The organism is Aminobacter sp. LjRoot7 (assembly GCF_964252895.1).
Lineage (GTDB): Bacteria > Pseudomonadota > Alphaproteobacteria > Rhizobiales > Rhizobiaceae > Aminobacter > Aminobacter aminovorans_B.
Genome location: NZ_CAXUPX020000021.1, coordinates 26,762 through 37,733 on the forward strand (window position 1 = coordinate 26,762; position 10,972 = coordinate 37,733).

12 protein-coding genes are annotated in these 10,972 nt (G+C 61.8%); 9 read left to right on the forward strand and 3 right to left on the reverse strand.

All coding sequences use genetic code 11. The features are described from left to right. Positions 1 to 119: 119 nt before the first annotated feature. Together ACSQ3E_RS30160 and ACSQ3E_RS30165 are read right to left on the reverse strand one after the other, a co-directional pair. The gene (locus tag ACSQ3E_RS30160) at positions 120 to 443 is read right to left on the reverse strand and encodes a 2Fe-2S iron-sulfur cluster-binding protein (RefSeq protein ID WP_310329432.1); all 324 of its coding nucleotides are present in this window, start codon (positions 441 to 443) and stop codon (positions 120 to 122) included. Then, positions 433 to 1,644 carry an NAD(P)/FAD-dependent oxidoreductase gene (locus tag ACSQ3E_RS30165; RefSeq protein WP_436125435.1) on the reverse strand — a complete coding sequence of 404 codons (1,212 nt, stop codon included), beginning with the start codon at positions 1,642 to 1,644 and terminating at the stop codon, positions 433 to 435. Before ACSQ3E_RS30165 ends, ACSQ3E_RS30160 begins: the two co-directional genes overlap by 11 nt. 171 nt (positions 1,645 to 1,815) lie before the next feature. On the opposite strand from ACSQ3E_RS30165, the gene ACSQ3E_RS30170 reads away from it, so the two are divergent. From ACSQ3E_RS30170 to ACSQ3E_RS30185, 4 genes are all read left to right on the forward strand, one after another. Further along, the gene (locus ACSQ3E_RS30170) at positions 1,816 to 2,595 is read left to right on the forward strand and encodes a FadR/GntR family transcriptional regulator (RefSeq protein ID WP_310329429.1); all 780 of its coding nucleotides are present in this window, start codon (positions 1,816 to 1,818) and stop codon (positions 2,593 to 2,595) included. Between the two features lie 105 nt (positions 2,596 to 2,700). Next, positions 2,701 to 4,083: an aromatic ring-hydroxylating oxygenase subunit alpha gene (locus tag ACSQ3E_RS30175; RefSeq protein ID WP_310329427.1), complete on the forward strand. Its 1,383-nt coding sequence runs from the start codon at positions 2,701 to 2,703 to the stop codon at positions 4,081 to 4,083. Between the two features lie 15 nt (positions 4,084 to 4,098). Then, complete coding sequence (locus tag ACSQ3E_RS30180) at positions 4,099 to 4,638, forward strand: 3-phenylpropionate/cinnamic acid dioxygenase subunit beta (protein WP_436125436.1); 540 nt, start codon at positions 4,099 to 4,101, stop codon at positions 4,636 to 4,638. A 31-nt stretch (positions 4,639 to 4,669) separates the two neighbouring features. After that, entirely contained in the window at positions 4,670 to 4,870 is a 201-nt protein-coding gene (locus ACSQ3E_RS30185) for a hypothetical protein (protein WP_310329423.1), read from the forward strand. Between the two features lie 108 nt (positions 4,871 to 4,978). Here ACSQ3E_RS30185 and ACSQ3E_RS30190 read toward each other — a convergent pair whose 3' ends face one another. Further along, on the reverse strand, positions 4,979 to 5,230 hold the full coding sequence (locus ACSQ3E_RS30190) for a hypothetical protein (protein ID WP_310329505.1): 252 nt from the start codon (positions 5,228 to 5,230) through the stop codon (positions 4,979 to 4,981). Between ACSQ3E_RS30190 and ACSQ3E_RS30195 the strand changes: the two genes are divergently transcribed. The 5 genes from ACSQ3E_RS30195 to kdgD all read left to right on the forward strand — a co-directional run bounded on the left by ACSQ3E_RS30195 (position 5,123) and on the right by kdgD (position 10,933). After that, the gene (locus ACSQ3E_RS30195) at positions 5,123 to 5,971 is read left to right on the forward strand and encodes an ABC transporter substrate-binding protein (protein ID WP_436125438.1); all 849 of its coding nucleotides are present in this window, start codon (positions 5,123 to 5,125) and stop codon (positions 5,969 to 5,971) included. The genes ACSQ3E_RS30190 and ACSQ3E_RS30195 overlap by 108 nt on opposite strands. Positions 5,972 to 6,019: 48 nt before the next feature. Then, positions 6,020 to 7,150 carry an ABC transporter ATP-binding protein gene (locus ACSQ3E_RS30200; RefSeq protein ID WP_310329421.1) on the forward strand — a complete coding sequence of 377 codons (1,131 nt, stop codon included), beginning with the start codon at positions 6,020 to 6,022 and terminating at the stop codon, positions 7,148 to 7,150. After that, positions 7,150 to 8,862 carry an ABC transporter permease gene (locus tag ACSQ3E_RS30205; protein ID WP_436125437.1) on the forward strand — a complete coding sequence of 571 codons (1,713 nt, stop codon included), beginning with the start codon at positions 7,150 to 7,152 and terminating at the stop codon, positions 8,860 to 8,862. The genes ACSQ3E_RS30200 and ACSQ3E_RS30205 overlap by 1 nt, the downstream gene beginning before the upstream one ends. A gap of 38 nt (positions 8,863 to 8,900) precedes the next feature. Then, entirely contained in the window at positions 8,901 to 9,917 is a 1,017-nt protein-coding gene (locus ACSQ3E_RS30210; protein ID WP_310329415.1) for a 2-hydroxyacid dehydrogenase, read from the forward strand. A gap of 86 nt (positions 9,918 to 10,003) precedes the next feature. Next, positions 10,004 to 10,933, forward strand: a complete 930-nt coding sequence (gene kdgD / locus ACSQ3E_RS30215) for a 5-dehydro-4-deoxyglucarate dehydratase (protein WP_310329413.1) — start codon at positions 10,004 to 10,006, stop codon at positions 10,931 to 10,933. The last annotated feature ends 39 nt before the right edge of the window (positions 10,934 to 10,972 follow it).

Sequence of the window (10,972 nt, forward strand, 5' to 3'; positions counted from 1 at the left end):
TTGGCAACAACCCAGACCGATCGTAGAGATCCGCATTGGGGTGTGGCTTGTTTGGATTGCGCAAATCGACGAAGGCCAGATTTGCACCACCGAGACAGGAGCACGGGCCGTCCATCCCATCAAATGTGCTCCTCGGGCACTTCCACGACCAAGCCGTCGAGTTCCTCCTCGACGGTGATCTGACACGACAGCCGGCTATTGTCCCTTTGCTCCTCGGTCAGCTGCAGCATTAGGGATTCGGTGGCCTCCGGTTCTCCGGCGCGGTCTTGCCAATCCGGGTCGACATATACGTGACAGGTCGCGCACATGGCCCCGCCGCCGCAGTCGCCAATGATGCCGGGAACGCCTGCCTGTTTGCCAGCCTCCATCAGCGACAGGCCACAGGTCGCCTCCACCTTACGAACGCTGTTGTCTGGCAGGCGAAAATGAACTTCAACTTTCAACTTTGACTTCCTTTAGATCGACCAAATTCCTTGCCACCCGCCCGATCAGCAGCTGCGCCTGCACAAAATTGATGGGCCGGTTGATGCACTCGACCGCCGCGAGCCTGTCGTGCTGGAAACGATAGATTGCGAGCCCCTCGGCCTGGTTGCCGACCAGTTCTTCGTGCGATGGCGTCGACGGGTCAGCGTACCCTGCGATCTGGATTTTCATGTCGAAGAGTTCCGACCAGAAATACGCATGCTTGGGCTTCGGGGCCCCCGTGCCGGTAATTCCCGCCGCGGCTATCCTTGCCTGCCATGTCGCACTCTGCACGGATTCAAGCCGCGCGTGGCGGCCAAAGCGGGGGTCGTGAAAATTCGCGCAATCCCCGACCGCGTAGACGTTGGGGAGGCTCGTGCGGGCCTCGGCGTCCACCAGGATGCCGGCTGGACCGGAAAGGCCGGCTTCGTGTACAAGTTCGCCGTTCGGCGCGGCGCCGATGGCGACAAGCGCCAGGTCCGTCTGGAAAAGCCGGCCGCTCGTGGTCTCCACGGCCTCGACGCAGGTTTCACCCCGAAAGCAGGCTACCGTTTCGTCGAGCGCGATGGAGACGCCCTCCCGCTCCAGGCAATTGGCAAGGATATCACCCAGAACCCTAGAGCCGCTGCGCTGCAGAAGTCTGTTTCCCGCCTCTATCAAGGTGACGCGGGCGCCCATCTGTGCGGCGGCCGCCGCGACTTCCAGTCCGAGATAGCCGCCGCCGACGACCGTCAGCCGGACGCCTAGGGTCAGGGACGAGCGTAAGGCAAGGCTATCGGAAAGGGTCCGAAGCATCAGCACGCCCGGCAGCGTGTTTCCGGGCACTTGCAGTCGTCGCGGGGCTGCGCCTGTGGCAAGGACGAGCGCGTGATAATCCAGGGCCGTGCCGTCCGAAAGCTTGACGCTTTGTTTTGCTAAGTCCAGCGAGGTCGCGCGCCGGCCCGCGAGGCGCGTGACGCCGAGCTGTTCGTACAGTTCAGGGGGGCGCAAGCGAATGCGGTGGGCATCGGTCTTGCCGAGCAGGATCGCCTTCGAGAGTGGCGGCCGCTCATAGGGAAGCTCGGCCTCGACATCGACCACGACCAGATCGTCTTCCCACCCGAGACGACGAAGCGAGAACGCGGTCTCGACGCCAGCAAGTCCGCCACCTACGATGACCACTTGTGTGACTTTTGCAGACACGGACAAAACCTCTTTTCGGGGTAATTCTCTAGAAAATATCAGTCATCATACATATTATGGATTCTATAGAAAGGAATTTTTACGCTCACACCTCCTGCGCCTTCTCGCGCAGCGGAGAGTGGTATAGAAAGCAAGATCAGTTAAAGGCAAAGTGGTTATGACGGGAAGAGGATGGGCACCGAAGACATTTCCAAACGACGCACGGCGTCCTTGCTGAATTCCTTGGGTTCGCAGGAGCCACGGACGAATCTCGTTACGTCGATGGCAGAGGCCATAAGACGTAAGATATATGATGGCCAGCTTCAGCCGGGCGACCGTCTGCCGACGGAATCTGAACTGGGCCAGTCGGCGCGCGTGAGTAGGACAGTTGTGCGCGAAGCGGTCGTTGTGCTGAAGGCCGAAGGGCTCGTGGAGACGCGACAGGGGGCTGGCGCCTTCGTCAAAGGCCTGGCAGGACAACTCGTGATGCCATACCGCATCGAAGGCGCCACTCTCGAAGACATTCTGCAAATGCTGGAATTGCGTCTCGCCGTCGAGGTCGAGGCGGCGGCCCTTGCGGCTCGGCGGCGCACGGAAGCCGACTTACTGGAAATGGCTAGCGCACTCGAGGATTTTGCAGCTGCTCGCAAGCAGCAAAACGATGCATCAGACGCGGATTTGCGCTTTCACATGGCGCTTGCCGAAGCAACACATAACCCGCGCTTCTCACAGTTCCTGAGAACCCTTGGCGATCTCGCCTTGCCGCGCAAGCATCTCCCGGAATCGATCCGCGGTGAGGCCTATCTGGGTAACCAGATCGACCTTGCGGCCCAGGAGCACAAGGCCATTTTCGAGGCCGTGCAGACCCAGGACGCGGCGTACGCTTCCACGGCGATGCGGGTGCATCTTGGTGGGAGTCGCTCGCGTTATGCGGCGCTGCGGCGAGCCTCCGACGCTGTTGAGGCGAAGTAGCTTTCCCTAACGATGCAACCTCGGTCTCGTCAATCAGATTTAATTTGCAATGTTGTATGATGTCATATAGAAAGCAATGCAGTGACGCCTGAAGTGGGAGCTGGCATGGACATCCGCAGCCTGGTTGATATCGCAAACGGAACCGCTAGCCGGGAAATCTTTGTCGAGGATAAGATTTACCGACGTGAATTGGAGCAAATTTTTGCGCGATCTTGGCTCTTCGTCGGGCATGAATCCCAGGTTGCAAACAAGGACGACTTCTACGTTTCCCGCATGGGCGAGGACTCCGTCATCCTGACGCGCGACCGTCAGGACAAAATCCATGTCCTGTTGAACAGCTGCCGCCATCGCGGAATGAAGCTGTGCCGCTACGACGAAGGCAATACGCGGCTTTTCAGTTGCCCTTATCATGCCTGGGGCTATTCAACCGACGGAAATCTGGTCGAGACGCCCGGCGAGCTAGTCGGCGTTCCGGGCTATGAGAAGTACTATCACAGCGAGCTCCAGAAAAAGGAGTGGGGCCTGATAAAGGCGGCCCAGATGGTGAACTACAAGGGCACAATCTGGGCTACCTGGGATCCGAACGCGGCGTCCTTCGAAGACTATCTCGGCGGCATGCGGCTGTGGCTGGATTCGGCGCTCGACCACCGCGACGGGCGTGAGGGCGGGTCGACCGTGTTGGTCGGCGTCCAGAAATGGCGCACAAACTGCAACTGGAAGTTCCCTGCCACCAACTTCATCGGCGACGCCGCTCACGCGGTGAGCCACGTCTCGGTCAACCTCGCCGGTATCAATCCTAGCGGCGGCAAGGGGCGGCGAGACCAGCGCGCTTCCGGTCACGCGGCGTTCGGCTGGCCGGATCTCGGTCATGGTGGCCTTGGCTTCCTGCCGCGCTCCGAGGAGGAGTTCCCGCGCGAGCCAAGCTTCCAGCGCTACCCCGTGGTGTCGGAATACCTTGCCGAGATGGCCGCCAAGCACAAGGAGCGGCGCAAGGGCGGCACGCACTATCAGGGCAAGGGCACCATCTTCCCCAACATGTCGTTCCATGAGGATCAACCCAGGACGATCATCGTTCACCATCCCAACGGGCCGACCCAGACGGAATTCTGGCGCTATTACCTTATCGACTCCGATGCGCCCGAGGAGGTCAAAGACAAGCTCCGCCACTATTACATGACCTACTCGGGCCCGGCCGGCATGACCGAACAGGACGATCTGGAGAACTGGACGTCGGCCACCCAGGCCAGCCTCGGCGGCGTCGCGCGCAACTATCCCTACAACTACCAGCAGGGGCTCGGCCACTCCGAGGTCTGCGACCTGCTTCCGGGCGCGGTCTGGTGCGGCGAGACGGTCACTGAGCAGAACCAGTTGGTCTGGCTGAAACGGTGGGCGGAATTCATGGAAGGGCGCAACTGGGACGAACTGATGCGGCGCGTCCCGATCCGCAACGACGTGCCTTTCCCCATGAAGGCCAAGGAAATCGCGTAGAGGGTGCGGGCAGTCATGAAACGTGAAAACGCAGTGGCACTAAGGTCTGAGATCGCGGAATTCATGTCCCTCGAGGCGGAGCTTGTCGACACCCGCAGGTTCGAGGAATGGCTCGGCCTGTTCTCAGAAGACCTTCACTATCGCATGCCGATGGCGCGTAACCTCGCTCATCAGGGCATCAGAGCGGGCGTCGAGTACCTCTCCGAGCCGCTAGACGTCTCCTGGTTCGACGAGGGAAAGGAGACCCTCAAGACGCGTGTCGCCCAAATCCGGACCGGCGTCCACTGGGCGGAGGAGCCGCTTTCGCGGACCGCGCATCTAGTCACAAACATTCGCATTGTGGATCTCGATGGCCTGCCAGATGATCCAACGGAAATCCAGGTTAACTCGAAATTCCTCGTCTACCGCAACCGCAACGCCGACGAAGAGGATACGCTGATCGGTAGACGCGAAGACCATTTGCGACGGGTAGGCGGATCCTGGCAGATATTTCGGCGCACAGTGTACATTTGCCAGACCGTGCTTCTGGCGCGCAATCTGAGCTTCCTGGTTTGACAGCTGGTCTTACCCTGAGCAGGAGCGAAAGATGAGTGCTGGAAGCAAGGCCTTTACGGGCGAACTGCAGGCGGTTGTTCCCGGAACGAAGTTGCGTCTCAAGAACGGCGCCGCAATCGAGGTAACAGAGAACCCCGGCGACGGAATTTGGTTGTTCTGCAAGTCTCTGGATGCGGCCGGCGACGGAGAACGCCCGCTCTTTCTCGACGAGATTGCCGAATACCTAGAGTGAACATGCAAGGCGAACATCGCACCAACTGGTGACCGGCGCCGTCGCCTTCGTCCGCTGGTCTTGACGGAGAACCGTATGACATCGCAGCTTGATCTTCCCGAGACTGGTTCATCCAACCTGAATCGACGACAGGCGCTTATCGGCCTCGCCGTTGCCGGGACCGCGCTCGCGGCTCCCGTTTTTGTCGGCAAGGCGCGGGCGGCCGGCAGCATCGCTGTCTATTCGACGACCCATCCAGCCATTCAGGCTAAGCTGTCGGAGGCTTTTACCGCCAAGACCGGCATCGCGGTCCAGTCGCTTCGGCTGAATTCCGCCGCCCTTGCCCAGCGTTTCTTGGCCGAACAGGCCGGCGGCCAGCATATTTGCGATGTCTTCACCCAGGGCAATGACATCTTGCTGCGCAAGATCACCGCCGAAGGCATGCTGATTTCGCTTGCAGATCGCCCGGGCGTCGCCAGCCTCAGCACTTTCTGGAGGCCGGATGATCATTATATCCTGGTCACCGCCTCGCCGGGTGGCATCGCCTACAACCCGAAGCTGGTGCCTGCCGACCTCGTGCCGGCGGACTGGAGCGACCTCATCAAGCCGGAGTTCAAGGGCAAGATCATCCTGACCGACCCACGCAATAGCGAGACGCTGGTCCCCTTCGTGCTGCTGCTGCGCGATGAGTTCGGCGACGACTTCCTGCGCAAACTCGGGCAGCAGGATCTCAAGCTGGTGCCGGTCACCCAGCAGGGCGTCGAGCAGGTCGCCGCCGGCGAAGCTTGGATGGTCCTGCCCTGCAATCCCGGCAATTTGGAGCGCTATGAAGGCCAGGACGCTCCGGTCAAGCTCGCGCCCATGCCGCCGACTCCCAACTGGACTTCCTACTTCACGGCGATTCCGAAGACCGCGCCGAACATGGAGGGCGCCACGGCCTGGTTTGACTACACGATGTCCCGCGAAGGACAGGAGATCCTCTGCGCGAATGTCAGCGTGTCGCCGCTCGACGACGTGCCGGGCGCTCTGCCCAAGCCGATGGGCGAGCTCAAGGATCCGGACATCGAGCGTGCGTTGAAGCATTCGAGGGAACTCTTCGATCTTCTCGGGCTCCCGGCCTAACCAAAAACGACCAGCCACAAAGGCGGTGCTCCAGAGGTGACCAAGGCAATGAATGTCATAGACACGACGCTGCGCGGTGAAACGCGAGCGCGCATCCAAGGCAGAGGCCTGTCGAAGAAATACGTCACGAAGAACGGCATAACTCATGCCCTGAATGACGTGTCGATCGACATTCACCCCGGTGAAATGGTCGTCCTTCTGGGCCCAAGCGGCTGCGGAAAGACCACGCTGCTGCGCAGCATAGCGGGCCTCGAGCAGCCGCAGGACGGGGAGATCTCCATCAATGGCGACATCGTCTATTCGGCGGCGCGCCGGCACTGGGTGCCGCCCGAATTGCGAGGCGTTTCGATGGTGTTCCAGTCCTATGCTTTGTGGCCGCATATGAGCGTCATCGAGAACATCTCCTTTCCCCTGCGTTCGCGCCGCGTGGAAAAGGCGCGGGCCCACAAGCGGGCCGGCGAAGTCATGGAGGCGGTCGGCCTGTCCGGTATGGGCGATCGCCTTCCCTCGCAATTGAGCGGCGGGCAGCAGCAGCGCGTGGCGCTCGCCCGTGCGATCGCGGCCGAGAGCCATGTCGTCCTCTTCGACGAACCGCTTTCCAATGTCGATGCGAAGGTCCGCGACCAGATCCGGCGCGAGATCGTCAGCCTCCAGAGGCAGCTCGGCTTTGCGGGCCTGTACGTCACCCACGATCAGCTCGAGGCTGGCGCCTTGGCTGACACGCTTGTCGTCATGGATCATGGCAAGGTGGTGCAGATCGGTCCGCCGAGCAAGGTCTACGATGCCCCTAACAACCGCTATGTCGCCAATTTCATGGGGCCGTCCAACGAGACCAAGGGCAAGGTCGTCGAGGCCAAGGATCTCGTAACCGCAAATACCCCGTGGGGCGTCGTGAGCGGTACCCTCCGCTCCGGCAAGGTTTCGGCCGGTGATACGGTCGAAGTCATGCTCCGCCCGGAATCCTGCAGGCTTTCTCGCGAGCCGGTCGACAGACCCAATGCGTGGCAATGCACCATCGAGCGGCAGACCTTCATGGGCGCCTTCGTCGAGCTGCAGCTCGACGTGGCCGGCCCGGAGGGCGCGTTCCAGCTTTTCGCGCTGGCGCCCAAATACAGCTTCTCCGAGGGCGAAATCGCCTGGATCAAGGTCGCCCCGCAGGCCATGTGGGTGTTTGCCTGATGAGCGCGCTGGCACTCACTCGCTCCTGCCGCAAGCGCATGTTCAAGATGCCTGATTTCCGTCAGGTCTTCCTTGGTCTGGTGATCGCGCTCGCTTTGCTGATCGTGGGGCTGATCTTCTATCCGATCCTCCTCACCCTGGTCAGCACCTTCGTGCGGAACGGCGCTCTGACGGGAGCTCCGTTCGAGGAGGCTGTCGCGGCCCGCGGCTTTAGCACGATCCTCTACAACACGCTCATCTACACGACCGGCTCGCTCTTCCTGTCCTGCGCGATCGGCATCTTCCTGGCCTGGGCCAACGAGCGGACCGATGCCAGGATGGACAGCCTGGCCGGCATCCTGCCGATCCTGCCGCTCATGGTCCCGCCGATCGGTTCGGCGCTCGGCTATGTGATGCTGTTCGCCAACAATTCCGGCATCGGCAACATAACGCTGCGCTACGTCTTCGGCATCGAAACCGGCGGCCCGGTCAGCATCCTGAATTTCTACGGCCTGATCGCGGTCTCGTCGCTCAGCCTCGCCCCTGTGGTCTACCTGATCGTCAGCGCCGCGCTGCGCAACATGGATCCGGCGCTGGACGAAGCCGCGCGCGTCTTCGGGGCGTCGCCGCGCAAGACACTCTGGAAAGTGACGCTGCCTGTCGTCGGGCCGGCGATCGCGAGCGCTGCGCTGCTCGTTGGTATTCACGCCGTGTCGAGCTTCACCTTCCCGTTCATCATCGGCACAGGCGCGGGGATCACGACGCTGTCGGTGCATATCTACCGGCTCTTCGCCATCTTCCCGCCGGATCCGGACTCGGCCGTGGCGGTCAGCTTGGCGCTGCTCCTACTGGTCTATCTGGGCCTGTTCTTCCAGCTCCGCGTGGCGCGCGCCGTCGGCCGCGCGGTGATCGGAGGCAAGAGTTCGTCCACCGCCACCGTCAAGCTCGGACCTTGGCGCTATGTCGTGCGCGCGCTTTTCATCGTTTATCTGGGAGCGGTCATCCTTCCCGTCGTCGGTCTGGCGATCGGATCCCTGCAGCCCTATCTCGGCGCCGGCCCGAGCCAGTTCTCGCTGGACAACTTCCGGACCGTTCTGGGGAATTTCGAGACCCGTGACGCGCTGATCAACAGCTTCAGCCTCGGCGCCCTTGCCGCCACCATCAACATGGCGGTAGCCGGTATCCTGATGTTCGCCAGCATGCGGATGCTCAAGAAGTCCGGCCACCTCATCGAGTATTCACTGATGGTGCCGGCCGTGATCCCGCATATCGTTCTCGCCGTCGCGCTCATCATCGCGTTCAGCGGCCCGCCCTTCTACCTGTACGGCACCAAGCTGCTCGTGCTCATCGCCTATTGTGTGATGTTCATCCCTGAAGCCTCGCGGGCGGCATCGTCGGCGATCAGCCAGGCCAGCGAGGAACTGTCAGAAGCGGCGCATGTGGCTGGCGCCGGGCTGTTCCGCACATTGAGGAAGGTCGTGCTACCGCAGGTGGTCAACGGTCTGCTGGCGGGCTGGGTGATCGTGTTCTTCCTTGCCGTCAACGAGGTCACCGCCTCGTCATTCCTCGGGGGACTGAATAGCGCCGTGGTCGGCCATGTGGCGATCGACTACTTCGCCAATGGACGGTTGTCGGAAGTGGCGGCGATGACGCTGATCGTGACGGTCGTAACGGCAGCCGTCGTCCTTGCGGCCAGCGGCATCATCGGCCGCGCCTACGCGTCACGCCGCTGACGGAGGGTAAGAACAAGAGGCATGCGAGGAGACGACACATGAACATTGCGGCCGGTGCGGAGACGAATAACGGGCGCCTTGCCGACAAGCCGGTCATCCTGCAGATGGCGGAGCTTGCCCGGTTCCCCTATCGCAGCATCGGCGACCGCTTCGAGGTGATCCGCTACTGGCAGATCGACGAGCCGAACGCGATGCTGGCGCGGGATGGCGCCAAGGTCCGCGGCATGATCGCCGCGGGCTCGCAACGCATAGACGATGTCATCCTGGATAAGCTGCCCAATCTGGAGGTCATCGCGAACATTGGCGTCGGTTACGACCGCCTCGACATTGAAGCCGTCGCGCGCCGCGGCATCATCGCTACCAACACGCCCGACGTGCTCACCGAGGAAGTGGCGGATCTGACGGTCGGCCTGCTGATCGCGACCGTCAGGCGCATGCCGCAGGCCGAGCGCCACATCCGCGAGGGACGGTGGGCGAAGAGCCCGTTCCCCAATTCGCCCTCCCTGCGGGGGCGTTCGGTCGGGATCGTCGGTCTCGGGCGCATCGGCAAGGCCGTCGCCCGCAGGCTACAAGGCTTTGAGGTCTCGGAAATCTGCTATTGCGGCCGGACCAGACAGGCCGATGTGCCTTACCGGCATTTCAAGGACATTCGAGAAATGGCCGGCCATGTAAGCGTGCTCATCCTGACTCTCCCCGGCGGACCGGAGACGAAGGGCCTGGTCGATGCCGACGTGCTGGCGAAGCTCGGCAGCGACGGCATCATCGTGAACGTCGCGCGCGGTGCGGTCATTGAGAAGGACGCGCTCATCGCCGCGCTCCGCGACGGCGCCATCCTGGCGGCCGGTCTGGATGTGTTCTGGAAGGAGCCGGAGGTGCCGCAGGAACTGCTTGCGCTCGACAACGTCGTCCTGCTGCCGCACGTCGGTTCGGCGTCGCAGAAGACGCGAGCGGAGATGATCGAACTGCTGCAGGACAATTTGTTTGCCTGGTTCGAGGGTCGCGGCCCTCTGACACCCGTCGCCGAAACGCCGTGGCCAGGTGGGAATGGCGAATAGTTGCCAGATCGAGCAACATATAAGTTGTATGACATAATACGTACCATAAATCCGATTCTGATGACCAGGGAAGACTAGGAAACACTATGACCACCACCCTCGAAGCCACTATGGCGAAGAACGTCCTCTCGTTTCCCGTCACGCATTTCGATTCCGAACTGCGGTTTGCAAGATCGTCCTACAGCGAGCATGTGGAATGGCTGTGCGGGTTCAATCCCGGCGCCCTGTTCGTGGCCGGTGGAACCGGCGAAATGTTCTCGCTGGCGCCGCAGGAGATTCCCGAGATCGTGACCGCCGCCAAGGAGGTTGCCGGCAATGTTCCGATCATCTCGGGAGCCGGCTACGGAACGGTCATGGCCGTCGAGATGGCGCGCGCAGCAGAAAAGGCCGGCGCCGATGCGGTGCTGCTGTTGCCGCACTATCTCGTGCCGGCTGAGCAGGAAGGGCTTTTCCGGCACGTCAAGGCAGTGTGCGCCGCAGTCGGCATCGGCGTTTTCGTCTACAGCCGCGATTTCAGCCGCTTCAGTGCGGACACGCTCGCGCGCCTTGCCGATGCCTGCCCCAACCTTGTCGGCTACAAGGACGGCGTGGGCGACATCGAGGCTGTGACCTCGATCATCACCAAGATGGGTGATCGCTTCATCTATGTGGGGGGCATGCCCACCCACGAGGTCTATGCTTCCGCCTATATGGGAGCAGGGATCACCAACTATTCTTCGGCGGTGTTCAATTTCGTCCCCGATCTCGCGGCCGAGTTCTTTGCGGCTGCCCGCCGTTCGGACGCTGCCGTTTGCGGCCGTCTGCTCAACGACTTCTTCCTGCCCCTTATCGCCATACGCGATCGCAGCAAGGGCTATGCCGTATCGATAATCAAGGCCGGCGTTAGGCTGAGCGGGAGGGACCCCGGCCCTGTCCGTCCCCCGCTGACGGATCTGACGGGTCTGGAGACGGAGACGCTACGCGAGCTGATCTGTCGCAACAAGCAGCTTCCGCTGACGGTAGAAGCGGCGGAATAGGACCCACCCGATGAGCGTGGACAGGATGCAGGTGACGGC

Bases quoted from the DNA above. Each gene is read 5' to 3' on its own strand.
- ACSQ3E_RS30170 (WP_310329429.1), top strand. From the start codon at position 1,816: ATGGGCACCGAAGACATTTCCAAACGACGCACGGCGTCCTTGCTGAAT.
- ACSQ3E_RS30175 (WP_310329427.1), top strand. From the start codon at position 2,701: ATGGACATCCGCAGCCTGGTTGATATCGCAAACGGAACCGCTAGCCGG.
- ACSQ3E_RS30180 (WP_436125436.1), top strand. From the start codon at position 4,099: ATGAAACGTGAAAACGCAGTGGCACTAAGGTCTGAGATCGCGGAATTC.
- ACSQ3E_RS30185 (WP_310329423.1), top strand. From the start codon at position 4,670: ATGAGTGCTGGAAGCAAGGCCTTTACGGGCGAACTGCAGGCGGTTGTT.
- ACSQ3E_RS30190 (WP_310329505.1), bottom strand. From the start codon at position 5,230: ATGCTGGCCGCCGGCCTGTTCGGCCAAGAAACGCTGGGCAAGGGCGGC.
- ACSQ3E_RS30200 (WP_310329421.1), top strand. From the start codon at position 6,020: ATGAATGTCATAGACACGACGCTGCGCGGTGAAACGCGAGCGCGCATC.
- ACSQ3E_RS30205 (WP_436125437.1), top strand. From the start codon at position 7,150: ATGAGCGCGCTGGCACTCACTCGCTCCTGCCGCAAGCGCATGTTCAAG.
- ACSQ3E_RS30210 (WP_310329415.1), top strand. From the start codon at position 8,901: ATGAACATTGCGGCCGGTGCGGAGACGAATAACGGGCGCCTTGCCGAC.
- kdgD (WP_310329413.1), top strand. From the start codon at position 10,004: ATGACCACCACCCTCGAAGCCACTATGGCGAAGAACGTCCTCTCGTTT.